This window comes from Variovorax sp. J22P240 (assembly GCF_030316855.1).
Lineage (GTDB): Bacteria > Pseudomonadota > Gammaproteobacteria > Burkholderiales > Burkholderiaceae_C > Variovorax.
In genome coordinates, this window is the sequence record NZ_JASZYR010000003.1 from 76,644 (window position 1) to 103,552 (window position 26,909).

Below are 26,909 nucleotides of genomic sequence, written 5' to 3' on the forward strand. Positions count from 1 at the left end.
CACCAATGGAAAGCTACACCTTCGCACCCGAGTACCAGCTGCCGCATTGGCCCTTCGTTCCTCCGCCCGAGCTGGACAACGATGCCGTCGTGCGCCATCCGATCGTGATCGTCGGCGCAGGCCCGGCAGGGCTCACGCTCGCCTGCGACCTCGCCCGGCGCGGCGTGCACGCGGTGCTGCTCGACGAGGACGACACAGTCGGCGTGCGCGGCGCCTCGTCGCGCGGCATCTGCTACGCGCAGAAGAGCCTGGAAATCTTCGCGCGCCTCGGCATCTACGAGCGCATCGCGGAGAAGGGCATCACGTGGTCCTTCGGCCGCACCTTCTCCGGCGAGCAGGAGGTCTACAACTTCAACCTGAAAACCGACAGCGTCTCGGTGCAGCCGCCCTTCATCAACCTTCAGCAGTTCTACGTCGAGTGGTTCCTGGTCGACCGCATCCTCGAACTCGGCCTGACCGACCTGCGGTGGAAAAGCAGAGTGACGCAGGTGACGCCGCTCGTCGACGGGGTGCGCGTGCAAGTGGAAACGCCCGCCGGCAGCTACACCATCGAAGCCGATCACCTCATCGACGCCACGGGCGCCAACAGCCCGATCCGCACCCAGCTCGGTATCGACGCGCACCCGTCGCGCAGCACCGACCGCTGGTGCATCAGCGACGTGCGCTTCAAGAAGCCACTGCCGACGGAACGCTGGACCTGGGTCGACGCGCCCTTCAACGAAGGCCGCGCCGTCTGGCAGCACCTGATGGGCGATGGCGTCTGGCGCATCGACTACCAGATGCCCGAGGACTGCGACACCGCCCATATCAGCAGGCCCGAAGTGGCCGGTGCACGCCTGCGCGAGCAACTCGGGCCGGGCGTGGAATTCGAGTTCGTCTGGATTGGGCCGTATGGCTATCGCGATCACCTGCTCGACGACTTCCGGCATGGCCGCATCCTCTTTATCGGTGACGCGGCTCACGTCGTGAGCCCCTTCGGCGCGCGCGGCGGCAACAGCGGCATCCAGGACGCGGCGAATCTCGGCTGGAAGCTGGCGCTGGTCGCGCGGGGGCTGGCCGGTGACGCGCTGCTCGATACCTACGATGCAGAGCGACGTCCTGCGGCAGCGGAAAACCTCCGCGTCACCAGCCGCTCGGCGCGTTTTCTCGCGCCGCGCTCGCCGGCCGAGCACACGCTGCGGCGCGCGGTGGTCTCGCTCGCATCGCGCTACGCCTTCGCGCGAGCGCTGGTGAATACGGGTCGCATGTCGGTTGCCAACGAATACCCCGCGGCGGCTCATCTGCCCGAAGGCGGTCGGACTGTGCAGAACCTGCCGCTGCGCCGGCTCGACGGCAGGCCGACCACGTTGATGGAACTGCTGGCCGATGGCACGCAGTGCCTCGGCCTCTGGTTCGCGCCGACGCGCGCCCAAATCGCGGCAGCAGCGGACATGACGGCCTCACTGCCGCTTCGGCTCGTGGCCATCGACGGCGACAGCGGCTTGCCCACCCTGCAACCCGACGAACTTCTCGCGCGCCATCTCGGCAACCCGGCGGCCGGCAGCCTGTGCCTCGTCCGCCCGGACGCCTACCGGGCCGCGCTGCTGAACGACCCCACGCCTGCATCGATTTCGGCTGCGGTCCACGCCGCTCTGGCGCATCGCTGAGAAAGGACGGACACCCACATGATCACCGAGCCCCACATCCCCGATCCCGACGGCTTCTACGCGGCCTGGATCAGCGCCGTCGAGGGATTGACCGAATCGCAGAGCGCCGACTTCAACGCCCGCCTCGTGCTGCTGCTGGCCAACCAGTGCGGCGACCAGGCCGTGCTGCTGGACTGCATCGCCGCCGCGCGCGAGAGCGGCGAGCCCTCCCACCCCACGACAAAAAGCCCCGCATGAACGCATCCGTCTCCTTCGCCTCCGCCTCCGACACCCGCGAGCAGAAACCGCAAGTGCGAGAACTCGCGCCCCACGTGTACGGCTACATCAGCGACTTCGACCCCAACTGCGGCTTCATCGTCGGTGACGAGCACGTGGTGCTGATCGACACCCGGCCGACGCCGCGCATGGCGCGCGACTTCATGGCGGACATCCGCACCGTCACCGACAAGCCGATCAAGTTCATCGTGCTCACGCACTACCACGCGGTCCGCGTGATGGGCGCGAGCGCCTTCGACGATGTGCAGGCCATCATCGCCAGCCAGGGCACGCTCGACTGGGTGCGCGAGCGCGGACAGGCCGACTTCGATTCGGAGGTCGGCCGCTTTCCGCGCCTCTTCGCCGGCGTCGAGGAGATCCCCGGCCTCACCGTGCCGACCCTGAGCTTCGAGCGCGAGATGAGTCTCTGGCTCGGCGCGCGCGAAGTGCGGCTGATGTGCCTCGGCCGCGGCCACTCGGGCGGCGACACGGTAGCGTGGCTGCCCGACTGCGGCGTGCTGTTCTCCGGCGACGTGGTGGAGAACCACTGCGGCGTCTACGCCGGCGATGCCTACATCCAGGACTGGGCGGGCACGCTCGACGCCGTCGCCGCACTGAAGCCCGAAGTGCTCGTGCCCGGTCGCGGCGCGGTGCTGAAGGGCACGACGGCATGCGCCGAAGCCGTCGAACTCACGAAGGCCTTCCTCTCGACCCTGCTCGCCAGCGTGCGTTCGGGCATCGACGCGGGCGACAGCCTGCGCGGCTGCTTCGAGCGCGCCGAGCGGGCGATGAAGCCGCGCTTCGGCGAGTGGCCCGTGTTCCAGCACGTGCTGCCCTTCGATGTGTCGCGCGCCTATGACGAACTGCGCGGGATCGAGCATCCGGTCGTGTGGACCGCGGAGCGCGACCGCGAGCTGTGGCAGGTCCTGCGCGGCTGATCCTTATTTTTCAACCCCGGAGACAAACCGATGAAACGATTCCTGCATCTGCTCGCCGCCTGCCTCACGCTCGCGGCGACCAGTCACGCACCCGCGCAGACCGCGTACCCCAGCCAGCCCGTGCGCTGGATCGTTCCCTACGTCGCCGGCGGCGGAACGGACAATCTCGCGCGTTCCCTCGCCGAAGCGATGCAACCCTCGCTCGGCCAGCCGATCGTCATCGACAACCGCCCCGGCGCCTCGACCAACATCGGCGTGTCGGTGCTGATGCAGGCGAAGCCCGATGGCTACACGATCATGCAGGCCGAGAACGCGGCGCTGCTGTTCAACGAGCATATGTTCGCCAAGCTGCCCTACAAGCCGGCAACCGACTTCACCTACATCGGCACCATCGGCCGCTTCCCGGTGGCCCTGGTCGTGCATCCGGACTTTCCGGCAAAGACGGTCGCGGAATTCGTGGGTTACGTGAAGGCGAATCCCGACAAGGTGAGCTACGCCTCCCCCGGCAATGGCTCGCCGCATCACATGGCGATGGAGCTCTTCAAGCAGAAGGCCGGCATCAGCATCCAGCACGTGCCCTACAAGGGCGCCGCGCCGGCCATGACCGACATCATGGGCGGGCAGGTGCCGACCATGATGCTGGACCTCGCCTCGGGCCTGCCGATCATCAAGTCGGGCAAGGTGCGCGTGCTGGCGATTGCGCTGCCGCAGCGGGCCAGCGCGCTGCCTGATGTGCCGACCTTCTCCGAGCTGGGCTACAAGGACGTCAACGCCTACGCCTTCCACGGCCTCATCGGCCCGGCCGGCATGCCGCCGGAAGCCGTGAACCGCATCAACGCCGAACTGAAGAAGGCCATGCTGGCACCCAAGGTGGTGAAGCTGTTCTCGGAATTCGGCTTCGAGGCCCTGCCCGGGACGCCGCAGGATTTCTACAAGCTGTCGCGGGCGGAGAGTGATCGCTGGGGCCAGATCATCAAGACGGCCGGCGTGCAGTTGGACTGACTACCAGCCCAGACCCAAGTGCAGCGGGAGATAGACCGCCATCCCCGCCAGCATCGTCCCGAGCACGCCACGCCGCCAGAAGAAATAGGCGGCGCCCGCTGCCGCGGCATAGAGGCGGGCGTCGCGGAAGGTCGAGATCAGGTGGCCCTGCGTCATGACGATCTCGGGAATGATCACCGCCGCCAACGCGGCCACCGGCGCGTAATGCAACGCGCGGTGCGCCCACTCGGGCAGGCCCCAAGGGCGGTCGAGGATGAAGAAGAAGCAGCGCGTGAGCACGGTGACGCCGGCCAGGCCGACGATGACGGCGAGCGTCCACAGATCGGTTTCTCCTCCGTGACTCATTTGTCGTCCTCCGCGTCCGGATCCAGCCCGAACTGCTTCTCGAGCCAGAAGCACAGCAGCACGGCGACACCGATGCCGGCGACGATGTTCAGCTTGAGCGGCAATGCGTACGCGGCCACGGCCGTGACGCCCGCGATCAACGCGGCCAGCACGCGAAGGCGCGTCGTCGCCATGGAGCACACGATGGCGACCAGGCTCAGCACGCCGGCAAAGCCCAACCCCCAACTCTGCGGAATCATGTTCGCGAGCAGAATGCCGAGCAGGCTCATGCTCATCCAGGCGCACCACGTCACGAAATAGTTGCCCGTGAGGTAGGCCTCCTGCGATCGCATCTCGGCCTCGGTCGTGGGCGGTTGCGCATATCGGCGGGTGAACAGCGCATAGCTCATGTCGGCCGTGAGGTAGCCGTGCATCATGCGGCGCCAGCGCGGCATGTGCATGAGGTAGGGACGCAGGTGCAGGCTGAAGACGACGAAGCGCAGGTTGACGCAGAAGCCCGTCGCCAGCACGACCCAGGCCGGCGCGCCGGCGATCAGCAGCGGAATCGCCGCCAACTGCGAACTGCCGGCGTAGACCAGCAGGGTCATCGCGATGGCCTCGAACACGCTCATGCCCGACTTGAGCATGGCCACCCCGGTCATGAGGCCCCAGGCGCCGATGCCGACAGCGACGGAGGACATCTCGCGCACGCCTTGGCCGAACTCCGGCTGGCGACGGATCGACGATGAAAGAAACATCAGCCGAAGACCTGGCCGGCCTTCACGTCGAAGCCGCGCAGGAAATCGGCGACCCGCAGGCGCTTGCCGCCCGCGCGCTGCAATTCGGTGAGCGTGACGATGGAGTGCTTGGCGGCCACGGCAATGCCGGAAGGCGTGACGGCGAGCACCGTGCCGGGTGCTTCGGAGGGCGTGCCCGCCTGGGCCTCGGCAGCCCAGAGCTTGACGGTCTCGCCGTCGAGCGCGCTGCTGGCGCCGGGGAAGGGGTCGAAGGCACGGATGCGACGCACGATCGACGCGGCATCCTGCGTCCAGTCGACCTGTGCCTCGCTCTTCTCGACCTTGTGGGCGTAGGTCACGCCTTCGGTGGGCTGGGGTTCTGCATGCAGCGTGCCGGCCTCGGCCTGATGCAGCGCGTCGATGATCATTCTCCCGCCGAGTGCCGCCAGGCGGTCGTGCAGGCGGGCGGTAGTATCCTCGCCGATCGGCAGCGATTCGCGCAGCAGCATGTCGCCGGTGTCGAGGCCGGCGTCCATCTGCATGATGGTCACGCCGGTTTCGGCGTCGCCGGCTTCGATCGCGCGGTGGATGGGCGCGGCACCGCGCCAGCGCGGCAGGAGGCTCGCATGGATGTTCAGGCAGCCGAGGCGCGGCGCGTCCAGCACCCATTGGGGCAGGATCAGGCCGTAGGCCGCAACGACCATCACGTCGGCCTTCGCGTCGGCGATGGCGTCACGCGCGGCAGCGGCGTCTTCGGGGTACTTGCCGTCCAGCCGCAGGCTGCGCGGCTGCGCGACGGGCCAGCCGCAGCCGACGGCGAACTGCTTGACGGGCGAAGCCTGCAGCTTCATGCCGCGGCCGGCTGGCCGATCGGGCTGAGTCAGCACCAGGACGACCTCGAAACCGGCCCCGGCCATCGCCTCCAGCGCGACGCGCGCGAACTCGGGCGTACCCGCAAACACCACCCTCATGCGCGGCTCACCGGGAATTGTCCATGTCGCGGAACAGCTCGTCCGCAGTGTGATAGTGGTCGACCACGCCTGTCGGATCGACATATATATAGAGCAGGCGGCGGTTGTTGAGCGACTTGTAGCGCCAGGCCCAAACTTGGCCGTCGAAGGAAGTCACGCGCGACATCTCGAAAGGCCGGCCATAGGTGCGCAGCACATCCTCGACGCGCCATTCGCCGGGCTTGATGGTGCTATCGAACAGGCCTTCGTACAGCTCCTGGCGAATGGAGAAGACCTTTCCGTTCGCGTCGACGTCGACGTTGTTCACCGCGACACCTGCGGGCGCCCGCGAATACTGGAGCCGCTCTCCGCCCCCGGGCAGGGCGTAGGTAGCGGTCGGCGTGCCCAGGCGCTGCAGCGTCGTCGCGCGGTCCGTGCCGAGCGGCAGCCTGGTGGGCTCGCTCACACAGCCGGCCAGGATCGCCGCCAGCGCGACGACCAGAGGCCACAGGCGTCCGGACATCAGCGTCTTCCTTCGCGCTGATCGAGCTTCTGGTCCTCGCGCTGCTGTTTGAGCAGCTTGCTCTTGATGCGGTTGCGCTTCAACGGGGACAGGTATTCGACGAACACCTTGCCGAGCAGATGATCGAGTTCGTGCTGGATACAGACAGCCAGAAGGCCCTCGGCCTCGATGGTCTGCGGTTCGCCTTCGCCATCGAGCGCGGTGACTCGGACCGACGTGGAGCGCTCGACGCCGTCATAGATCCCTGGGACCGAGAGGCAGCCCTCTTCATTGAGCACCTTATCGTCGCTGGCCCATACGATTTCGGGATTGATCAGGACGATCGGCTTGTCGCGGTCCTCGGAGACGTCGATCACCACCAGCCGCTCGTGCACGTCGATCTGCGTGGCGGCCAGGCCGATGCCGTTGGCGTCGTACATGGTCTCCAGCATGTCGGCGACCAGCGTCTTGATGCGAGCATCCACACCCTGCACCGGCTTGGCGACGGTGTGCAGGCGCGGGTCCGGGTAACTCAAAATGGTTCGTTTGGCCATGAAAGCGAGGAAAAGTTGTCGCTATTTTCGCCATTTCCGCGACGCGCCGACGCGCCGCGAGGTCATAGTCGTTGCCCAATCAAGGGCTTCAGCGCAAAATTCGTAGCAAATTGTGAGGATTCGTACTGACTGCTCGGCGCAGTGTGTGCACACCATAAACCATGAACAAACTCCGCATCAACAAAGGTCTGCGTCCGAGCTTCGTCGCCACGCTGGCGGCGCTCACCGTGGCGACCATGGGTGGCACGGCACATGCGCAGAACTATCCCGTCACGCCGCAGCAGCGGGCCACGGCCCAGCAGACGGCGCAGGCGGGTATTCCGGTGAGCGAGCTGGCGCCGAACGCACCCGACGAATACACGGTCAAGCCCGGCGACACGCTCTGGGCGATTTCCCGCCTCTTTCTCCGCAGCCCGTGGCGCTGGCCCGAACTCTGGGGCATGAACATCAGCGAGATCTCGAACCCTCACCGGATCTACCCCGGCCAGGTGCTCTACCTCGACAAGACCGGCGGACGCGCCCGCCTGAGCACGCGCCGCGGCGGCGGAGCGCCCGAAGGCACGGTCAAGCTGTCGCCCCGCACGCGCTATGAATCGCTGTCGGGCATGGCATTGCCGACCCTCAATCCGAGCCTGATCGAGCCCTTCCTGAGCGAGCCGATCATCATCGACGACGACACGCTGAGGACAGCGCCGCACATCGTGGCGGGCAACGAGAGCCGCGTGCTCCTGGCGCGCGGCGACCGCGCCTACGCGCTGGGCGATTCCAATTCGCAACTGATCGAGACGGCCGGCCCGATCCAGACCTACCGCGTCTTCCGCAATGCCACGCCGCTGAGCGACCCGGCCACTGGCGAACTCCTCGGCTACGAGGCGGCGTACCTCGGCAGGGCACAGCTCAAGCGCAGCCAGTCGGTCGAAGGCCAACTGGTCGAAGGCAAGGAAGTGATCAACGTGATCCCGGCGACCATCGACATCACCTCCGCACGCGAGGAAATGCGCGCCGGCGACCGGCTCTTGCCGGAACCCCAGCGCCAGTTGCTGAGCTATGCGCCGCGTGCGCCGGAACAAGTGATCAATGGCCGCATCGTCTCGGTGTACGGCAATGCCGTGCAGTACGTTGGGCAGAACCAGGTGGTGGTGATCAACAAGGGCACGCGCGACGGCATCGAAAGCGGCCATGTGCTCGCCATTCTGAAAAACGGCGAGACCGTCGTTGATCGCGCGGCCAACCCCAATTACACCGGCAAGCAAGTCGTGAAGCTGCCCAACGAGCGCATCGGTCTCTTGATGGTATTCCGCCCGTTCGAAAAGGCTTCCTACGCCCTGGTGCTCGAAATCAGCGACGCGCCGAAGGCCGGCGACCTGCTGGTCAATCCCTGACGGCCAGCCCGCTTTCGTTTTCGCGTGGAGCGTGAAGAGCTCTCAAGCTGGCTCAGACTTTCGCTGACGCCGGGCATCGGCAACACCGCAGGCCGCAAGCTGCTCGCGGCCTTCGGCCTGCCTGCCGATGTCTTCAGGCAAACGCCGGACGCGCTCGGGCAGGTGGCGTCCGATGCGCAAGTGCAGGCACTGCTTCGAGTGCCGGCGGACCTGCCCCGGTTCATTGACCAGACGCTCGAATGGATGCACGGCGCCGACAGCCATGGCGCGACGCGGCGCATTCTGACCTTGGGCGATGCTGGCTATCCGGCATCGCTGCTCGAAACGGCCGATCCGCCGTTGATGCTCTACCTGCTGGGCGCGCCGGCCTTCGACCTGACTCGACTGGATCGCAGCATCGCCATCGTCGGCAGCCGCAATCCCACTTCGCAGGGCATTGAAAACGCACGCGGCTTCGCGCGGGCTTTCGGGCAAGCGGGCATCACCGTGGTGTCGGGCCTCGCGCTCGGGATCGATGGCGCTGCGCATGAAGGAGCCCTGGAAGCGGCTCAGGGCTCTGGCCGATGTGCCACGGTAGCCGTGGTGGGAACCGGCCTGGACCGCGTCTATCCCGCGAAACACCGGAACCTGGCGCATCGCATCGCGGCTCAGGGGCTGATCGTGAGCGAGTACGCGCTCGGCACGCCACCGCTCAACCAGAACTTCCCGAAACGCAATCGCATCATCGCGGGGCTCTGCAGCGGAACGCTCGTGGTGGAAGCGGCGCTCAAGTCCGGCTCTCTGATCACGGCGCGCCTCGCGGCCGAGCAAGGCAGGGAAGTGTTCGCGATCCCGGGGTCCATCCATTCGCCGCAAGCGCGCGGCTGCCATGCACTGATTCGCCAGGGCGCGAAGCTGGTCGAATCGGTCAACGACGTGTTCGAAGAGTTGCGCTTCGACGTGGCAGCGCCCGCAGCGGCGCGCTCATCCGGCCCGGGAGCCGACGCTGCAGATGAACCCGCGCTGCTGCGCGAATTGGGCTTCGAACCCGTGAGTCTCGACATGCTGTGCGCACGCACGGGCCACAGCGCCGCGGACCTGCAGGCGAAACTGCTGGAACTCGAACTGGAGGGCCGCGTCGCCCGCCTTCCGGGCGGATTGTTCCAGCGCGTCGCGCTCGGCTGACCATCGGGCGAAACACGCGGCGTCGTGTTCGCGCAACTTGCGGGGCGCCGCGCCATGACTGGGCTATATTGGCTTCATGTTCGAAGTGCTCGTGTTTGTCTACGAAAACTACTGGCGCGGCGATGCGTGCCCCGAACCCGAACAACTGGGCCGCAAGCTCAGTGCACAGGGCTTCGATGCGGAAGAGATCCGCGAAGCGTTGCAATGGCTCGATGGCCTGAGCCTCGCGACCCAGGGCATCGAGCTCACCCGGCATGCCGACGGCCTCTCCGCCACCGTGAGTGCTCGCAGCGCGGGAGATGCCGTGATTGCGCAGTCACCGGGCTCGATGCGCGTCTATTCGAGCGCCGAGCAGGAGCACATCGGCGCGGAGTGCCTGGGCTTCATCAGCTTTCTCGAATCGTCGGGCGTATTGCCCGCCGGCATGCGCGAAATCGTGATCGAGCGCGCCATGGCGACACCGGGCGACCCGTTGGCACTCGACGAACTCAAGATCATCGTGCTGATGGTCCACTGGAGCACCGGCGTCGAGCCCGATGCCTTGGTGCTCGACGAACTCTGCGACGACACCGCGAGTCGTACGGCCCACTAGGATGACCCTGCCAGGAACACCGAGGAACCGGCTCCGCCGGGCCGCCGGTGTTGCCCCAGACAGGGGGTAGGCGAAGCGACACGAAGTGCGCGCAGCCTGGGGGTGAGCTCAGTTCAGGAGACGTTCGGGGTTGGCGTCCAGCTTTGCTAGCGCCTCGCGCGTGGCACGGACTGTGAGGGTTTCTTCTTCAGCTGGTACCAGCAAGCCGGCCTGCAGGTAGGACGCCAGCCTCCCGACCTGAATCAGGAAGCTGCGGCCGTCGCTCGAGGCGAACAGGTGCAGCTGCTTGCGTTCGCTGCGCCAGACGAACTGGACCTGACTGACCCGGTCGTTGTGGTCGAGCATGAACCAGGTGCCCACCTGAAGTTCGTGCGCCCAGGCGAGCATGTCTTCGCCGACCTTCGTGCCGGTGTCGGGCACCACTTCGATGGATGCGGCATCGACGCCCAGCAGGAGTTCGATGCTCGCGGCATCCAGCGGCAGGTCGGTCGCGCCTTCGTCGGAGACGAAGTCCTCGATGTTGGCCAGACGTTTTGCCATGGCCTCGATCTTGGCCGGCGGGATGGCCTCAGTCTTCGACAGGAAGGCGTCCGACAGCGTTGCGCCGATGGTCTTGATGTGTGCCTCTTGCGGCTCGCCCACGATGCCGAGCAGCGTCATGCCCTGGCGCAGGCGCTGGAGCAACTTGGGGAGGTCCTGGATCACGCGGGTGCGGTCGTTGCGATTGGGCTTGGCGCTCGCGGCCCACACGAGATCGGAGGCGGAGCGCTTCAGCGTCACTGTCTGCTCGTCCTGCGGCCCATAGCGCAGGGCCGCGATGGCCAGCACCTCGGCCCAGACCTTGAACAGGAACTCTCGGATCTCCTCGCGCACCGGCATGTCGTTGAGCATCTTGCGCAACTCGATGGTGTACTGGATCGCCATCGTTTCCTTCTGCTCGACCTGCTGCGCCACGCTCATCACCTTCTGGGTGGTGTCGCTTTGCGTAAGGTACTTGTTGAGGAAGGCGACAAACTCGTCGAACACCAGCTTGAAGACGCGCTGCCCAGTTTCGGGGTACTGCTCGATCACCTGCACGACGCGGCGGATTTCGCCTTCAAGCGCACTGCCCGAAATGGCGGCGGCATCGAAGCCCATCACGCAAGACCCCATGCGGTCGATCAGCATGCGCGCGGGGTGCTGCAGGGTGCCGAAGAATTCCGGCTCGGCAATCGCCACTCGCAGGACCGGCATCTGAAGCCGTGCGAACCAGACGCGCGCGGAAAAGGGAATGCGCTCCTCGGCCAAGATGGCCTGGAACATCAGCGCCACGATCTCGACGGTGGCCTTGTCCGCGGTCGTCGGCGCCTTCTTCTTGAGTTCGCTGGTGCGGCGGCGCAGTTCGGCCGACGCATTGTGAATCGCGGTGGCTTCGTCGCCGACCACGTATTGGGACGCGTGCACCTGGTAGGCCACTTCCGCATCGGCGATGGCCGCCGCGAAGGCAGGTGCGCCGCCGGCGCCGCCAACGTGAACCCCTGCCCCACCCACCACCATCTCGCCCGGCCCTGCCTGGCGATGTTGCGTGATGTCGCCACCGATGCGCGCACTCACGAAGCGCTTGAGATTGAGCAGCACGCCCTGCGCGCGCTGACGCGCCAGCAGCAAGGGCGAGCCCCCGGTGGCCACCATCGTGTCGCCGCCCGCATACCCGGCGCCGCCGGTCATGCCGCGCCCGACGACGCCGATCGCCGCCGGTGCAAAGCTGCCCGCGGGGGCGCCAAAGCCGCCGCGCATGACGGGCTGCTGGACAGTCATTCCCATGGCGGCGCTGCTGCTGCCGGCATGGCCGCCCGCAAAGCTGCCGCCGAGCGCTGCGTTGCCGGAGTTGGCCGAGCCCGTGCGCCGCACGAAGCTCTTGAGATCGATCTCGCGCATCACCTCCTTGGCGACCAGGAAGGCATTGGCGTCCTTGTAGGCCTTGACCATCACGTCGACCATGTGCTGCTGCACCTGGTCCTGGACCTTGGTCCAGAGCGCGCGGCTCAGGCCGGTGGCAAGCCACTGGTCGACCATCACCTTGGCGAGCGCCTCGGGCTTGAGGATGTCCTTGGCGTCGAGTTCGTTCGTCCCTTCGAGATGCTGAATGCGCAGCCGCAGGTCGTTGAGTTCGAAGTTGGCCTTGTCCTGAATCGCTTGGGCCAGCCGCGACGACAAGATGCTGGTTTCCACCACCTCGTCGCCGATCAGTTCAAGGCGCGAGAGAGAGTTGGAGGGCGTCCCGCCGGCCGTGCTGGCGGCCAGCGCCTTGCGCCACGCGTTCTGCGACAGCTGCACCCAGTTCGAACCCTGCGCCTGGAAGGCGAGGAAGCCGTCGCGGTTCTCCTGCATGTCGCGCGCGTTGCCGGTTTGCGCGGCCAATGCGACGAGCCTTTCGCGGATCGCATGGGCAACCGGCGCGATCACCCCCTCGGTGGCGGCGACGAAACGCTCGCGCGTCTCGCGGGAGAGCTGGAGAGAAGAGGCATGGGACCGCGTGGGCATGGAGGTCAGGATCAGGACGGCAATTAATTCGATTCGGCAAGCACGAGCTTGCATCGGGAAGCGTAACCGCACAAGAGCCGGCAATGCTCGGCAACCCCAACTCTGACCCCTAACGCAAGCGTCGGGCCAGGCCCGCGCCGGGCCGCCCCAAGGCGGCCTGCAGCCCCCTCGCGGGGCAGCGAGTACACGCAGTGAAGGAGCTTGGGGGCCAGATTCACACCGTGGCGCCGGCGTTCGGATCGTCGGGGTCGCCCTCGCGCTTGATCGGCCCCTTGACCAGGTCCTCGCGCTTGACGCCCAGCCACATCGCGATGGCCGCCGCCACGAAGGCCGACGAGTAGATGCCGAACAAGATGCCAATGGTCAGGGCGAGCGCGAAGTAGTGCAACGTCGGACCGCCGAAGAAGAACATCGAGAGCACCACGAGCTGCGTGGACCCGTGCGTGATGATGGTCCGGCTGATGGTCGAGGTGATCGCGTTGTCGATGACCTCGCGCGTGGTCATCTTTCGATAGCGCCGGAAGTTCTCGCGCACCCGGTCGAAGATCACGACCGACTCGTTGACCGAGTAGCCCAGCACCGCCAGCACCGCCGCCAGCACTGCCAGCGAGAACTCCCACTGGAAGAAGGCGAAGAAGCCCAGGATGATCACCACGTCGTGTAGGTTGGCCAGCACGGTCGCGAGCGCGAACTTCCATTCGAAGCGGAAGGCCAGGTAGATCATGATGCCGACCACCACCATGCCCAGTGCCTTCAGGCCGTTGGTGGTGAGTTCATCGCCGACCTGCGGCCCGACGAACTCGGTACCGCGCAGCGTGGCGGTCGGGTCGACTGTCTTGAGCGCCTCCATGACCTGGGAACTCTGCTGCGCGGAGGTCTGGCCCTTGTGGACCGGCAGGCGGATCTGCACGTCGCGCGAAGTGCCGAAGTTCTGGACCTGCACATCGGTGTAGCCCAGCTTGCCGATGGTCTCGCGCACCTTGCCGATATCGACCGACTGCTGGTAGGCGACCTCCATCACCGTGCCGCCGGTGAATTCGACCGACAGGTGCAGACCGCGATGGAACAGGAAGAACACCGCGAGCAGGAAGGTCACGATGGAGACCGCGTTCAGCACCAGCGCGTGGCGCATGAACGGAATGGTCTTGTGGATTCGGAAAAATTCCATTTTGCGTGTCCCTTATTTCGCGGCGGCCTCGGCCGGGTCGGCCGGTGGCTTCCAAACGGTGCCGATCGACAAGGTCTTGAGCTTCTTCTTGCTGCCGTACCAGAAGTTGACCAGCCCGCGCGAGAAAAACACCGCCGAGAACATCGAGGTGACGATGCCGATGCAGTGCACGACCGCAAAGCCGCGAATCGGGCCGGAGCCGAAGGCCAGCAGCGCGATGCCCGCGATGAGCGTGGTGACGTTGGAGTCCAGGATCGTGCCCCAGGCGCGGTCGTAGCCCGCGTGGATGGCGGCCTGCGGCGAGGCCCCTGCGCGCAGTTCCTCGCGGATGCGCTCGTTGATCAGCACGTTGGAGTCGATGGCAACGCCGATCGCGAGAGCCATGGCCGCGATGCCCGGCAGGGTCAGCGTGGCCTGCAGCATCGAGAGGATCGCGACGAGCAGGAGCAGGTTGACGGCCAGCGCGATCGACGAGAACACGCCGAACAGCGCGTAGTACAGGCACATGAACACCATGATGGCGATGAAGCCATACATCACGCTGTCGAAGCCCTTCTTGATGTTGTCGGCGCCGAGGCTCGGGCCGATGGTGCGTTCCTGGATGATCTCCATCGGTGCAGCGAGCGAACCGGCGCGCAGCAGCAGCGCGAGGTCGTTGGCCTCGACGACGCTCATGGAGCCGGAAATCTGGAAGCGATTGCCCAGTTCGCCGTTGATCGACGGCGCGGTGAGCACTTCGCCCCTGCCCTTTTCAAAGATCAGCATCGCCATGCGCTTGTGCATGTTCTCACGGCTGACGTCGCGCATGATGCGGCCGCCCTTGGAGTCCATGGTCAGGTCGACCTTGGGCTGCTGGGTCTGTGAATCGAAGCCGGGCTGGGCGTCGGTCAGGTTCTCGCCCGTCACCAGCACCTGCTTCTTGACGATCACCGGGCGGCCTTGCCGGTCGAGGAATTTCTCGGAGCCGAACGGCACCGGCCCCGCGCCCTGCTCGGCGGCCCGCGCTTCCGCGCTCTCGTCGACCAGACGCATTTCGAGCGTGGCAGTGCGGCCGAGGATGTCCTTGGCCTTGGCCGTGTCCTGCACGCCGGGCAGTTGAACCACGATGCGGTCCAGCCCTTGCTGCTGAATCACGGGCTCGGCCACGCCGAGTTCGTTGATCCGGTTGTGCAAGGTCGTGATGTTCTGCTTGAGCGCCGCGTCCTGCAGGCGCCGCGCCGCTTCGGGCCTGATCGAGACCGTGAGCTTGAAGTCGTTGCCTTCCTGGCTTTCGACCGCCGTGAGGTCCTGGAACTGGTCCTGCAGCAGCGCCTTGGCTGCCGTCACGCCGGCCTCGTCTCGGAAACGCATTTCGATGGTCTGGCCGACGCGATTGACCGCGCTGCCACGGACGCCTTTGTCGCGCAACCCCGTGCGAAGGTCGCTCGCGAAGGATTCGGCCCTCTTGTCGATGGCGCCCTTCATGTCGACCTGCAGCAGGAAGTCCACACCGCCGCGCAGATCGAGACCCAGGTACATCGGGAAGGCATGCAGCGCGGTCAACCAGGACGGCGACCGCGAAAGCAGGTTGAGCGCCACCACGTAGGGCGGGTCACTCGGGTCCGGCACCAGCGCGTGCTGCAGGACATCGCGCCCCTTCAGTTGGTCGTCGGTGTTGGTGAAGCGCGCGCGCACCGAAGTGGCATCAAGCGTCAACAGGTCGGGCGTGACACCGGCGGCCTTCAGGGCCTCGGCGACACGCGCCTGCGTGCCGGCATCGACCTTGACGGTCGACTTGGCCGACGACACCTGCACCGCAGGCGCCTCGCCGAAGAAATTGGGCAGGGCATAGATCAGCCCCACGAGCAATACGATCACGATGATCGCGTACTTCCAAACCGGATATCGGTTCATCGAATCACCTCAAAAACTCTCTCGCCAGCCGGGAGGGGCATGTGCTTTTCGGCTGCGCGGAGCGCGCCCGTTCGTGGGCTGACGTGGAACCGGCTTTGCCGGCCCACCGGCAGCGCCCCCGGTAGGGGGTGGGCGGCCACACGAAGTGGGCAAGCCTGGGGGCGAGCATTTACTTGATCGCGCCTTTCGGGAGCACCTGGACCACCGCGCTGCGCTGGACCTGGACTTCGACGCCCTTGGCGATCTCGACGGTCAGGTACTGCTCGCCGATCTGGGTGATCTTGCCGAGCAGGCCGCCGGCCGTCGCCACCTCGTCGCCCTTGGCGAGCGCCTCGATCATCGCGCGGGCTTCCTTCTGGCGCTTCATCTGCGGACGGATCATCACGAAGTAGAGGACCACGAACATCAGCACCAGCGGGAGCATGCTGCCGAGCGAGGACATCATGTCGCCGCCTCCGGAAGCAGCGGGCGCGGTCTGGGCATAAGCAGAGGAAATGAACAAGGGAGTCTCCAGCAGAGGGGAAGAAATAAGTGCGCCGGCCTCCAATACAAGAGGGCCCGCAGATCCGCGGCGGAGCAAAACCCGCCGCGCAGCGCGGTACCTTGGCCGCGCACAGCGCCGAACATTGTATTCGTCAGGGAAACGCCGCGCCGGGGGGATCCCGGCGCGGCGATCGGGGCTTTTGGCGGTGGGGTCAGGCCGCAGCGCGCGCTGCCTGCGGATGGCGCCACTTGGCCATCAACTCGGCCCAGCGCACGCGCGCCGCGGCCAGGTTGCGCTCCTTGACGTGGCCATAGCCGCGGATCTGCTCGGGCAGGCTGGCGATTTCCAGGGCCGTGGCGTAGTTCTCGGCGCTCAGGCCGGACAGCACTTCGTCGATGCTCGCGCGGTATTCGCCGATCAGTGCGCGCTCGGTCTTGCGCTCCTCGGTGCGGCCGAAAATGTCCAGCGCCGTGCCGCGCAGGCCCTTGAGCCTGGCGAGCACCTTGAAGCCGGTCAGCATCGCGGGACCGAACTTCTGCTTTTGCAGTTCGCCCTTGGCATTCTTCTTCGCGATGATGGGCGGCGCGAGGTGGTAATTGAGCTTGAAGTCCTTGCCCATCTGCCCCTCGAACATGCCTTCGACCCGGTCGAGGAAGCTGCGGTCGGTGTGCAGCCGCGCCACCTCGTACTCGTCTTTGTAGGCCATCAGCTTGAACAGATAGCGCGCGACGGCCTCGGACAGGCTGGTCTTTCCCAGCGCCGACTCGGCCTTCTGCACCTTGGCGACGAAGGCCTTGTACTGGTCGGCGTAGGCCGCGTTCTGATAGCCGGTCAGGAATTCGACGCGGCGCGCCACCAGGCTTTCGACCGTGTCACGCTTCTTGAATTCGATGATCTGGCCGGGCCGGACGCGCTTTTGCAGTTCGCCCGGTCGCTGGGCGGCCTGGCGGCCCCACTCGAAGGCGGCCTTGTTGTTGTCGACCGCCACGGCGTTCAGCTCGATAGCGCGCATCAGCGACGCATGCTCGAGCGGGAGCCAGCCCTTTTGCCATGCGTAGCCGAGGATCATCGGATTGACGTAGATCAAGTCACCCATCAGCGAGGTCGCGGCCGCATCGGCGTCGAAGGCGCCGACGGCATCGGCGCCCACCGCGCGTGCGATCTCGACAGCGCAGGCATCCTGCGGGTTCTGCCAGTTGGCATTGCGCACGAAGGACGCCGTCGGACTGCTGTGGCTGTTGAGCGCCACGTGCGTGCGGCCTTCGCGCATGCGTGCCATGGTCTCGGCATTGACGCTGACCAGCGGATCGCAGGCCAGGATCAAATCGGCCGCCGCCGTGCCGACGCGGGTGGTGCGGATGTCGTCCTGCGTGTCGCCGATCAGCACATGGCTCCAGGTAGCGCCGCCCTTTTGCGCGAGGCCCGCCGCGTCCTGCGTCACGATGCCCTTGCCTTCGATGTGCGCCGCCATGCCGAGCAACTGGCCGATGGTGATGACGCCCGTGCCTCCCACACCCGCGACCACAACTCCCCAGACGTTCCCGCCCGCGAGCGAAGGCAGTGCCGGCTCGTCGAGCGCGCCCAGTTCGGCCGGCGTGGAGCCCTTGCTCTTCGACTTCTTCTTGAGTTGGCTGCCCTCGACAGTCACGAAGCTGGGGCAGAAGCCCTTGAGGCAGCTCATGTCCTTGTTGCAGGTGCTCTGGTTGATGGTGCGCTTGCGACCGAACTCGGTTTCGAGCGGCTCCACCGACAGGCAATTGCTCTGCACGCTGCAGTCGCCGCAGCCTTCGCAGACGAGCTCGTTGATGACGACGCGCTTGGCCGGATCGACGGCCGTACCCCGCTTGCGGCGGCGGCGCTTTTCGGTCGCGCAGGTCTGGTCGTAGATGATGGCCGTGGTGCCCTTGATTTCGCGGAACTCGCGCTGGATCTCGTCCAGCTCGTCGCGGTGGCGCACCTTGACGTTCTCGCCGGGCACGTTCACGCCCTCGTACTTCTCGGGTTCGTCTGTGACGACGACGACCTTCACTGCGCCCTCGGCGTGCAGGCTTTCGGCGATCTGCAGCACCGAGTGGCCCTCGGGGCGCTCGCCGACCTGCTGGCCGCCGGTCATCGCGACCGCGTCGTTGTAGAGGATCTTGTAGGTGATGTTCACGCCGGCCGCGATGCTCTGGCGGATCGCCAGCAGGCCGCTGTGGAAGTAGGTGCCGTCGCCGAGGTTGGCGAAGATGTGCTGGTCGGTCGTGAAGGGCTGCTGGCCGACCCACGGCACGCCCTCGCCGCCCATCTGCGTGAAGCCGATGGTCGAGCGGTCCATCCAGGTCGCCATGAAGTGGCAGCCGATGCCACCCATCGCACGCGAGCCTTCGGGCACGACGGTGCTGGTGTTGTGCGGGCAGCCCGAGCAGAACCAGGGCTGGCGGCCCGCGTCCGACACGCCAGTGGTTTGCGGCGCCGCCATGGCGCGCTCCTTGGCCTCGAGAATCGCGAGCTGGGCGTCGATGCGCGCGGCCATGTCAGCGCCGGCTGCCGCCAGCAGACCGGTCTTCTTCAGGCGCTGTGCGATCGCCTTGGCGATCAGCGCCGGATTCAGGTCCGCATTGGCGCGCAGCAGCGTGTGCGAGGTCGGATTGGGCATCGACCATTCGCCGCCCGAGTAGCCCTCGGCCTGATGCACTTCGCCCTCGTCGAACTTGCCGACCACGTTGGGCCGCACGTCGGGGCGCCAGTTGTAGAGCTCTTCCTTGAGCTGGTATTCGATGACCTGGCGCTTTTCCTCGACCACCAGGATTTCCTGCAGCCCGGTGGCGAAGGCGCGCGTGAGCTGCGCTTCGAGCGGCCACACGACGGCTACCTTATGGAGACGAATGCCGAGCTGGCGGCAGGCCGCGTCGTCCAGGCCCAGGTCGATCAGCGCCTGGCGCGTGTCGTTGAAGGCCTTTCCGCTGGCCATGATGCCGAAGCGGTCGTTCGGCCCTTCGATCACGTTGTGATTGAGCCGGTTGGCGCGGATGTAGGCGAGCGCGGCGTACCACTTGTAGTGCATGAGCCGCGCTTCCTGCTCCAGCGCATGGTCGGGCCAGCGGATGTGCAGGCCGCCTGGCGGCATCTGGAAGTCGGTGGGCATGACGATCTCGACGCGCTCGGGGTCGATCATCGCGGTGGCGCTCGATTCGACGATCTCCTGGATCGTCTTCATGCCCGACCAGATCCCGGCGAAGCGGCTCATCGCGAAGGCATGGATGCCGAGGTCGAGGATCTCCTGCACGTTGGCCGGGAAGAACACCGGCGTGCCGCAGGCCTTGAAGATGTGGTCGCTCTGGTGCGCCGCGGTGGAGCTCTTGGAGATGTGGTCATCGCCGGCCACCGCGATCACGCCGCCGAATTCGGTGGTGCCGGCCATGTTGGCATGCTTGAATACGTCGGAGCAGCGGTCCACGCCCGGGCCCTTGCCGTACCAGATGCCGAAGACGCCGTCGAACTTGTTGGTGCCGGCTGGCGAGAAGCCGAGCTGCTGAGTACCCCAGAGCGCGGTCGCCGCGAGTTCTTCATTCACGCCCGGCTGGAAGACGATGTTCTGTTCTTTCAGGAACTTGCTGGCCTTCCAGAGCGCCTGGTCGTAGCCGCCGAGCGGCGAACCGCGGTAGCCGCTGATGAAACCTGCCGTGTTCCTGCCCTGCTGCTGGTCGCGCAAGCGCTGCAGCATCGGCAGCTTGACCAGCGCCTGCACGCCGCTCATGAAGGCGCGGCCGTAGTCCAGTGAGTATTTGTCGTCGAGCGTGACCGTTTCCAGGGCCTTGCGAATGTGCTCGGGCAGGGGGGCATTCATCGTGTCTGTCTCCAGGTGGGCTGAGCCTTGTGGGCGTGGCTTTGCGAGGCATCCGGGTCGGATTCCCCTCGGCCATCATGACGCAAAGTGTATGCCTGCTGTCGTGACAGGTGTTTGCGTTCTTTGCCTGTTGGTCGCCCCATTTTGAAAGAATCTTGCTTAATATGCACACCAATGGAAAGCATTGACAAGTTTGACCTCGCCATCCTGCAAGAACTGCAGGCCGACGGGCGCCTCACCAACGCCGAGCTTGCACTGCGCGTGGGCCTTTCGGCCGCACCGTGCTGGCGCCGCGTGCGGGCGCTCGAGGAGGCCGGCTTCATCAAGGGCTATCACGCGGAGATCGACCGCCACAAGATCGGCCTCGGCGTGCTCGCTTTCGTGCGCGTGGACGCGGAGCGCGTGACCGTCGATGTCACGCGCAAGCTGGAGGACGCGATCCGCAAGCTGCCGGAAGTCATTGCCTGCCACTACATCAGCGGCACCGGCACCTTCGAGCTGCAGGTGGTGGCGCAGGACCTCGACAGCTTCTCCCGCTTCGCGCTGCAGCACCTGCTCAACCTGCCGAACGTGAAGGATCTGCACACCAGTTTCTCGCTCGGCGAAGTCAAGGCGAGCCACGCCTTGCCGCTCGACCACCTGGCGCCCCAGACGGGGCGCCGACAATAGGCCTCGATGCCACCGATCTCGCCCCAGGAAACTCCCTCTGCTCCGCGCGTGCAGCCACGCGTCGGGCCTCTCGAACCGCTGAGGCTCCCGGTGTTCCGCATGCTGTGGAGCACCTGGCTGATCGCCAACGTCTGCATGTGGATGAACGACGTGGCGGCCGCCTGGATGATGACCTCGCTCACCACCTCGCCGATCTGGGTCGCGCTGGTGCAGTCGGCCTCCACGCTGCCGGTGTTCCTGCTCGGACTGCCCAGCGGCGCGCTGGCCGACATCCTCGACCGGCGGCGCTGGCTGGTCGCCACCCAGTTCTGGCTGGCCGGCACCGCGATCGTGCTGTGCGTCGCGGTCGTGATGGACGTCATGAACGCGCCACTGCTGTTGGCCCTGACCTTCGCCAACGGCATCGGCCTGGCCATGCGCTGGCCGGTGTTCTCGGCCATCGTCCCCGAGTTGGTGCCGCGAACGCACCTGCCGGCGGCGCTCGGGCTCAATGGCATCGCGATGAATGCCTCGCGCATCGTCGGCCCGCTGCTGGCCGGCACGCTGATCGCTAGCACGGGCACGGTGTGGGTGTTCGGGCTCAATGCCGTGATGTGCGTGGCCTCGGGCTTCGTCGTGCTGCGCTGGCGGCGCGAGCACACGCCCAATCCGCTGGGACGCGAGAAGCTGATCAGCGCCATGCGCGTCGGCGTGCAGTTCGTGCGCCAGTCGCAACGCATGCGCGCGGTGCTCACGCGCGTGGCGCTCTTCTTCCTGCATTCCACGGCGCTGCTCGCGCTGCTGCCGCTGCTGGCGCGCAACCTGCACGGAGGCGGCGCCGGCACCTTCACGCTGCTGCTCGCGGCCATGGGTTCGGGCGCCATCGTGGCGGTGCTGTTCCTGCCACGGCTGCGCCAGGCGATGGTGCGCGACCAGTTGGTGCTGCGCGGCGCGCTGCTGCAGTCCGGCGCGACGGCGGTGATGGCGGTAGCGCCCAATGCATGGGTGGCCGTGCCCGCGATGTTCCTCGGCGGCATGGCCTGGATCACCGTCGCCAATTCGCTGTCGGTGTCGGCCCAGCTCGCGTTGCCCGACTGGGTGCGTGCGCGCGGCATGTCGATGTATCAGATGGCCATCATGGGCGCGAGCGCGTTCGGCGCCGCGCTCTGGGGCCAGGTGGCGGAACTCACCTCGCTCTACATCAGCCTCGGCATCGCCGCGGTCACCGGCACGCTGTGCATGCTGGCCGCGCTGCGCTACGTGACCGACGGCACCGGCGAAGAGGACGACACCAGCCCCGCCCAGCAGGGCTGGGCCGCCGGTCCGCCGAAGAGCGCGCCCGGCGAAGAGGGCCGCGTGGTGATCACGGTTGAATACCTGATAGACCCCGCGCGCGCCGCCTCTTTCCTGATCGTCATGCACCAGACGCGCCGCGCACGGCTGAGCCAGGGCGCGATCGCGTGGGAGTTGCTGCATGACATCACGGACCCGTCACGCTATGTCGAGCAGATCGTCGATGAGTCATGGACCGAGCATCTGCGGCGCTTTCACCGCGCGACAGCGGCGGACATGGCGTTGCGGGAGCGGCGGCTGGCGTTCCATCAGGGGGAATCGCTGCCGGTGGTGACTCGCTACATCGTGCACCGCTAGGGGCTCGTCCCTAGTGGAAGAAGAGGAGCCGCGTCAGCAACGTGTGCCCCGCCTCCGCGAACATCAGCCCCACCAGCACCAACAGGCACAGCGGCGGCAGCAGGATCGCATACACCAGCGACAACCTTTCCCACGCCATGTGCATGAAGATCGCCACGATTAGCCCGGCCTTCAACAGCATGAAGGTGATGATCAGCCCCCAGCGCAGGTAGCCCTGGAAGTGCAGGTAGTCGACCATGTACGACATCGCGCTGAGCACGAACAGCAACCCCCAGATCTTGAGGTAGAGGCTGATCGGATGTTGCTGGCCTGTGCCTGGGGTCATGATCGTCCTCACCAGAGATAGAAAAACGCAAAGATGAACACCCACACGAGATCCACGAAGTGCCAGTACAGGCCCGTGATCTCGACGATCTGGTAGTTGCCGGTCCGGTCGTAGTCACCGCGCATCAGCTTGAAGGCCACGATGAACAGCAGGATCACGCCGCCGGTCACGTGAAGACCGTGGAAGCCGGTGATCATGAAGAAGGTCGAGCCGAACTGCGCCGCGCCCATCGGATTGCCCCAGGGCCGCACGCCCTCCATGATCAGCTTGGACCACTCGAAAGCCTGCATGCCGACGAAGAGTTCGCCGAAGGTCGCGGTCACGAGCATGAGCGTGGCGGCGTTCACCTTGTCGCGGCGATAGGCGAAGTTGACGGCCATCGCCATCGTGCCGCTGCTGCTGATGAGCACGAAGGTCATGATCGCAATCAGCAGCAAGGGCACGTTGGCGCCGCCCACGTGCAGCGCGAACACCTCGCTCGGATTGGGCCATGCAGCGGTGGTCGACACGCGCACCGTCATGTAGCCGGTGAGGAAGCAGCTGAAGATGAAGGTGTCGCTCAGCAGGAAGATCCACATCATCGCCTTGCCCCACGAGACGTGGAAAGCACGGCGGTCCGACGACCAGTCGGCAATCAGCCCGCGCCAGCCTTCCGCAGCGATTGGAGGGCTGAGCACAGGTGTCGCGATGGTTGCGGTGTTCATGAATGCCTCCTCAAGCGGTTCCGCAGATGAATCGCGCCACTTCCGGCGTGACCAACCCCAGCGTGGCGAACAGCAAGACCCACACCGCGAGCATGAAGTGCCAATAGCGCGCGCAGAGCGCAATCCGCCAGGCCGCCTCGGCGGGTTCGCGCCGGACGGCACGCACCGTCCACGCCCAGGCGGCGAGCCCACCGGCCATGTGAAGGCCGTGCATTGCGGTCAGCAGGTAGAAGAAACTGCCGGCCGGATTGCCGGCAGGCATCACCTGTGCGCTCCACAAGGCCTGCCAGGCCCACAGTTGCACACAGATGAACGCCGCCGCGAACAGCCCTCCCGCTTGCAGCAGGCGACGCGTATGCAAGACATCGGCGGCGCGCGCCGCCCGGTGGGCCAGTTGCAAGGCCACGCTGCCCGCAACGAGCAACGACGTGCTGAGCCAGAGCTGCCACGGCAGCGCGAGTGTCACTGCGTCGCTGCTGTTCATGCGCATCACGTAGGCCGTGATGAAGAGCGAGAACAGGCTGGTGGCGACGCCCATGAACACCCACAGGCCGATGCTGGCCGCGCTCGCGTGCGCGGCGCGCAGCCTGCCGCTCCGATCGATGCCGTTGGCGACCATCGAAACGCTCATGCCAATGCCCCTCGGGCTTCGTCCTTGCCGCCATGAGGCTCGGGCTCGACGCCGCCGGCTTCGGGCGGTGCGGTCTGCGGGATGAAATCTTCCGACTTGCCCGGCACGCCATAGGCATAGGCCCACCGATAGACCACCGGCAACCGCGGCCCCCAGTTGCCATGGGTCGGCGGCGTCTCGGGCGTCTGCCATTCGAGCGAAGCGGCGCGCCACGGATTGGCATTCGCCGGCCGGCCGCGCCACGCGCTCCACGCGAGGTTGATGATGAACAGCAGCTGCGCCGCGCCGACGACCAGCGCGACCACGGTGATGAAGGTGTTCAGGCTGAACGCCGACGGCGGAATGAACTTGTAGCCGTCGAAGTTGTAGTAGCGCCGCGGCATGCCCAGCACGCCGAGGTAGTGCATGGGGAAATAGATCAGATAGGTGCCGATGAATGTGATCCAGAAATGCAGGTGCCCGAGCCGGTCGTCGAGCATGCGGCCCGTGACCTTCGGGAACCAGTGGTAGATGCCGCCGAACACCACCAGCAGCGGTGCCACGCCCATCACCATGTGGAAGTGCGCCACCACGAAGTAGGTGCCCGAGAGCGGAATGTCCACGCTCACGTTGCCGAGGAACAGTCCGGTCAGCCCGCCGATGGCGAAGGTGCACACGAAAGCCAGCGCGAACAGCATCGGCACCGACAGGTGGATGTCTCCGCGCCACAGGGTCAGCAGCCAGTTGTAGACCTTGATGGCCGTGGGCACGGCAATGATCAGTGTCGTGGTGGCGAAGAAGAAGCCGAAGTACGGGTTCATGCCCGCCACGAACATGTGGTGCGCCCAGACGACCACGCTCAGCCCGCCGATCGCCACGATGGCCCACACCATCATCCGGTAGCCGAAGATGCACTTGCGCGCGTGCACGCTGATCAGGTCGGAAACGATCCCAAAGGCCGGCAGCGCCACGATGTAGACCTCCGGATGGCCGAAGAACCAGAACAGGTGCTGGAACAGCAACGGGCTGCCGCCCTTGTAGCCCGTGATCTGGCCCATCGACACCAGCGCCGGCATGAAGAAGCTGGTGCCCAGCGTGCGGTCGAGCAGCAGCATCACGCCGCTCACGAACAGCGCCGGAAAGCCGATCAACGCGAGGATGGTGGCGACGAAGATGCCCCACACGGTCAGCGGCATGCGCATCAGCGTCATGCCTTCGCAGCGGGCCTGGAGCACGGTGGTCACGTAGTTCAGGCCGCCCATCGTGGTCGCAACGATGAAGATGACGAGCGACACCAGCATAAGGACGATGCCCCAGTCGTAGCCCGGCGTGCCCCGCAGGATCGACTGCGGCGGATACAGCGTCCACCCCGCGCCGGTCGGCCCACCCGGAACGAAGAAGCTCGCCATCAGCACCACGACCGACAGCAGGTAGACCCAGAAGCTCAGCATGTTGAGATAGGGGAAGACCATGTCCCGCGCGCCCACCATCAGCGGGATCAGGTAGTTTCCAAAGCCGCCGAGGAAGAGCGCGGTCAACAGGTAGATCACCATGATCATTCCGTGCATGGTCACGAACTGGTAGTAGCGCTCGGGGTTGATGAACTCGAAGTGGCCGGGGTAGCCGAGTTGCAGCCGCATCAGGTTCGACAGCACGACCCCCACCACCCCCACCGTGATGGCGACGCAGGCGTACTGGATCGCGATGACCTTGTGGTCCTGGCTCCAGATGTAGCGCCTCAGGAACGATGTCGGCGCGTGGTGTTCGGCGTCGTCGTCGTGTGGCACGGTGTGCCCCGCGGGCGAATCAGGGTTCATCGCTGCACCTTCGGTTCGGTGGCTGCCTGCGCCGGCGGGCTGCCGAGGGACTGGATGTAGGCCACCAGCGCGGCCAGTTCTTCGTCGGTCAGGTCGATCTTGGGCATGACGGGCGCAAAGCCCTTCACGCCACGCGCCTGCGGATCGCGGATGAAGCTGCGCAGGTAGTTGTCATCGACCAGCGCGGTGGTGCCGTCCCTCATGTTTTCGGTCTTGCCGTAGAGGCCCTTCCACGTCGGCCCTACGCGGGCGGTGCCGTCGATGGTGTGGCACGCCACGCAGCCCTTGGATTCGGACAGCGCGCGGCCCTGCTCCACGCGCGCGCCCGCGCCACCAGCGGCCGCTTCGCCCGTCGGAGGCGGGAGCGTCTTGACCTGCGTCCTGGCGAAGGTCGGCAATGCCACCTGCCAGGCCTGGAACTGCGCCGGATCTTCCACCACCACGAAGCCGCGCATGTTCGGATGGCCCACGCCGCAGAGCTGCGCGCACAGCGCCTCGAAGCGGCCCACGACGGTCGGCGTGAACCAGAAGCGGCTGACCTGCCCCGGCACTATGTTCATGCGGGCGCGAAACGGCGGGACGTAGAAGTCGTGCAGCACGTCGTGCGAGCGAACCAGCACCAGCACTGGCTTGCCGAGCGGCAGGTGCACCTCGTCGCTGGCGACCATGATGTCGTCCTGCCCAGCCGGGTCGCCGGGATCGAGCCCGAAGGGATTGGAGGCGCTGTAGAAGCGCGCATCGCTCGCGCCCAGCTTGCCGTCAGCGCCGGGAAAACGGTAGCGCCACTGCCATTGCTGGCCCACCACCTCCAGCACGAGCGAGTCGCGTGGCTCCCTTACGTAGTTGGCGTAGACCACGAGACCCGGCGCCAGCAGCGCGATGATCCCGACCGTCGTGCCGCCGATCAGCCAGCGTTCCAGCTTCTTGTTGTCGGGCTCATGTGCCGCGCGGCTGCCTTCGCGGTGGCGGAAGCGCACCAGCGTGTAGACGACGAAAAGATTGATCGCGACGAAGAAAATGCCCGTGATGACCAGCGTGATGGTCAGCGTGTGGTCCATCTCCTGCCAGTTGGAAGCCAGTGGCGTCAGCCACCACGGATTGAGAAAGTGAAAGGCCACCGAGGCGACCACGATGAGCAGCAGGGCAACGGCCATGATCATGTGCGGTTCCTTTGCTGTGCATCGGCGGTCCGCGAGTCATCGGCGATGCGGC

24 protein-coding genes are annotated in these 26,909 nt (G+C 66.2%); 9 read left to right on the forward strand and 15 right to left on the reverse strand.

Going from position 1 to position 26,909, the window contains the following annotated elements; translation table 11 throughout:
* Positions 1 to 5: 5 nt before the first annotated feature.
* From QTI24_RS10300 to QTI24_RS10315, 4 genes are read left to right on the forward strand one after another with little or no spacing between them, the layout of a single operon-like run.
* Positions 6 to 1,646: an FAD-dependent oxidoreductase gene (locus tag QTI24_RS10300; protein ID WP_286600190.1), complete on the forward strand. Its 1,641-nt coding sequence runs from the start codon at positions 6 to 8 to the stop codon at positions 1,644 to 1,646.
* An 18-nt stretch (positions 1,647 to 1,664) separates the two neighbouring features.
* Positions 1,665 to 1,883, forward strand: coding sequence for a DUF2783 domain-containing protein (locus QTI24_RS10305; RefSeq protein WP_286600191.1), 219 nt, complete (start codon positions 1,665 to 1,667; stop codon positions 1,881 to 1,883).
* Entirely contained in the window at positions 1,880 to 2,839 is a 960-nt protein-coding gene (locus QTI24_RS10310) for an MBL fold metallo-hydrolase (RefSeq protein ID WP_286600193.1), read from the forward strand. Before QTI24_RS10305 ends, QTI24_RS10310 begins: the two co-directional genes overlap by 4 nt.
* Positions 2,840 to 2,869: 30 nt before the next feature.
* Positions 2,870 to 3,841, forward strand: a complete 972-nt coding sequence (locus QTI24_RS10315) for a Bug family tripartite tricarboxylate transporter substrate binding protein (protein ID WP_286600194.1) — start codon at positions 2,870 to 2,872, stop codon at positions 3,839 to 3,841.
* Here the strand turns inward: QTI24_RS10315 and QTI24_RS10320 are convergent, their stop codons facing one another.
* From QTI24_RS10320 to def, 5 genes are read right to left on the reverse strand one after another with little or no spacing between them, the layout of a single operon-like run.
* Positions 3,842 to 4,186 (reverse strand): AzlD domain-containing protein, encoded by a 345-nt coding sequence (locus QTI24_RS10320; protein WP_286600195.1) that lies wholly within the window; start codon positions 4,184 to 4,186, stop codon positions 3,842 to 3,844.
* Positions 4,183 to 4,923 carry an AzlC family ABC transporter permease gene (locus QTI24_RS10325; RefSeq protein ID WP_286600196.1) on the reverse strand — a complete coding sequence of 247 codons (741 nt, stop codon included), beginning with the start codon at positions 4,921 to 4,923 and terminating at the stop codon, positions 4,183 to 4,185. The genes QTI24_RS10320 and QTI24_RS10325 overlap by 4 nt, the downstream gene beginning before the upstream one ends.
* Positions 4,923 to 5,873 carry a methionyl-tRNA formyltransferase gene (fmt, locus tag QTI24_RS10330; RefSeq protein ID WP_286600197.1) on the reverse strand — a complete coding sequence of 317 codons (951 nt, stop codon included), beginning with the start codon at positions 5,871 to 5,873 and terminating at the stop codon, positions 4,923 to 4,925. Before fmt ends, QTI24_RS10325 begins: the two co-directional genes overlap by 1 nt.
* Before the next feature lie 7 nt (positions 5,874 to 5,880).
* Complete coding sequence (locus tag QTI24_RS10335; RefSeq protein WP_286600199.1) at positions 5,881 to 6,375, reverse strand: hypothetical protein; 495 nt, start codon at positions 6,373 to 6,375, stop codon at positions 5,881 to 5,883.
* Positions 6,375 to 6,908 carry a peptide deformylase gene (gene def / locus QTI24_RS10340; protein WP_286600201.1) on the reverse strand — a complete coding sequence of 178 codons (534 nt, stop codon included), beginning with the start codon at positions 6,906 to 6,908 and terminating at the stop codon, positions 6,375 to 6,377. Before def ends, QTI24_RS10335 begins: the two co-directional genes overlap by 1 nt.
* A 161-nt stretch (positions 6,909 to 7,069) precedes the next feature.
* Between def and QTI24_RS10345 the strand changes: the two genes are divergently transcribed.
* From QTI24_RS10345 to QTI24_RS10355, 3 genes are all read left to right on the forward strand, one after another.
* Complete coding sequence (locus tag QTI24_RS10345) at positions 7,070 to 8,290, forward strand: LysM peptidoglycan-binding domain-containing protein (RefSeq protein WP_286600202.1); 1,221 nt, start codon at positions 7,070 to 7,072, stop codon at positions 8,288 to 8,290.
* A 24-nt stretch (positions 8,291 to 8,314) separates the two neighbouring features.
* Entirely contained in the window at positions 8,315 to 9,454 is a 1,140-nt protein-coding gene (gene dprA, locus QTI24_RS10350) for a DNA-processing protein DprA (RefSeq protein ID WP_286600203.1), read from the forward strand.
* Between the two features lie 76 nt (positions 9,455 to 9,530).
* Entirely contained in the window at positions 9,531 to 10,046 is a 516-nt protein-coding gene (locus QTI24_RS10355; RefSeq protein ID WP_286600205.1) for a Smg family protein, read from the forward strand.
* 108 nt (positions 10,047 to 10,154) lie between these two features.
* On the opposite strand, the gene QTI24_RS10360 is transcribed toward QTI24_RS10355, so the two are convergent.
* From QTI24_RS10360 to QTI24_RS10380, 5 genes are all read right to left on the reverse strand, one after another.
* The gene (locus tag QTI24_RS10360) at positions 10,155 to 12,569 is read right to left on the reverse strand and encodes a DUF1631 family protein (RefSeq protein ID WP_286600206.1); all 2,415 of its coding nucleotides are present in this window, start codon (positions 12,567 to 12,569) and stop codon (positions 10,155 to 10,157) included.
* A gap of 214 nt (positions 12,570 to 12,783) precedes the next feature.
* On the reverse strand, positions 12,784 to 13,737 hold the full coding sequence (secF, locus tag QTI24_RS10365) for a protein translocase subunit SecF (RefSeq protein WP_286600208.1): 954 nt from the start codon (positions 13,735 to 13,737) through the stop codon (positions 12,784 to 12,786).
* Between the two features lie 12 nt (positions 13,738 to 13,749).
* On the reverse strand, positions 13,750 to 15,630 hold the full coding sequence (gene secD, locus QTI24_RS10370; RefSeq protein WP_286600209.1) for a protein translocase subunit SecD: 1,881 nt from the start codon (positions 15,628 to 15,630) through the stop codon (positions 13,750 to 13,752).
* A 169-nt stretch (positions 15,631 to 15,799) separates the two neighbouring features.
* Positions 15,800 to 16,132, reverse strand: a complete 333-nt coding sequence (gene yajC, locus QTI24_RS10375) for a preprotein translocase subunit YajC (protein ID WP_286600210.1) — start codon at positions 16,130 to 16,132, stop codon at positions 15,800 to 15,802.
* A 193-nt stretch (positions 16,133 to 16,325) separates the two neighbouring features.
* Positions 16,326 to 19,943, reverse strand: coding sequence for an indolepyruvate ferredoxin oxidoreductase family protein (locus QTI24_RS10380; RefSeq protein ID WP_286600211.1), 3,618 nt, complete (start codon positions 19,941 to 19,943; stop codon positions 16,326 to 16,328).
* A 174-nt stretch (positions 19,944 to 20,117) separates the two neighbouring features.
* Between QTI24_RS10380 and QTI24_RS10385 the strand changes: the two genes are divergently transcribed.
* Together QTI24_RS10385 and QTI24_RS10390 are read left to right on the forward strand one after the other, a co-directional pair.
* The gene (locus tag QTI24_RS10385; protein WP_286600212.1) at positions 20,118 to 20,612 is read left to right on the forward strand and encodes an Lrp/AsnC family transcriptional regulator; all 495 of its coding nucleotides are present in this window, start codon (positions 20,118 to 20,120) and stop codon (positions 20,610 to 20,612) included.
* Positions 20,613 to 20,618: 6 nt separating this feature from the next.
* Positions 20,619 to 22,241, forward strand: coding sequence for an MFS transporter (locus QTI24_RS10390; RefSeq protein WP_286600214.1), 1,623 nt, complete (start codon positions 20,619 to 20,621; stop codon positions 22,239 to 22,241).
* A 10-nt stretch (positions 22,242 to 22,251) separates the two neighbouring features.
* Here QTI24_RS10390 and QTI24_RS10395 read toward each other — a convergent pair whose 3' ends face one another.
* Genes QTI24_RS10395 through QTI24_RS10415 form a run of 5 tightly spaced genes read right to left on the reverse strand, consistent with a single transcriptional unit; the run spans position 22,252 to position 26,857 of the window.
* Positions 22,252 to 22,566: a cytochrome C oxidase subunit IV family protein gene (locus QTI24_RS10395; RefSeq protein ID WP_286600216.1), complete on the reverse strand. Its 315-nt coding sequence runs from the start codon at positions 22,564 to 22,566 to the stop codon at positions 22,252 to 22,254.
* Positions 22,567 to 22,574: 8 nt separating this feature from the next.
* On the reverse strand, positions 22,575 to 23,270 hold the full coding sequence (locus tag QTI24_RS10400; protein ID WP_286600219.1) for a heme-copper oxidase subunit III family protein: 696 nt from the start codon (positions 23,268 to 23,270) through the stop codon (positions 22,575 to 22,577).
* 10 nt (positions 23,271 to 23,280) lie between these two features.
* Complete coding sequence (locus tag QTI24_RS10405; RefSeq protein ID WP_286600790.1) at positions 23,281 to 23,889, reverse strand: cytochrome c oxidase subunit 3; 609 nt, start codon at positions 23,887 to 23,889, stop codon at positions 23,281 to 23,283.
* 8 nt (positions 23,890 to 23,897) lie between these two features.
* On the reverse strand, positions 23,898 to 25,667 hold the full coding sequence (gene ctaD, locus QTI24_RS10410; protein WP_286600791.1) for a cytochrome c oxidase subunit I: 1,770 nt from the start codon (positions 25,665 to 25,667) through the stop codon (positions 23,898 to 23,900).
* Between the two features lie 26 nt (positions 25,668 to 25,693).
* The gene (locus QTI24_RS10415) at positions 25,694 to 26,857 is read right to left on the reverse strand and encodes a cytochrome c oxidase subunit II (RefSeq protein ID WP_286600220.1); all 1,164 of its coding nucleotides are present in this window, start codon (positions 26,855 to 26,857) and stop codon (positions 25,694 to 25,696) included.
* Positions 26,858 to 26,909: the final 52 nt, after the last annotated feature.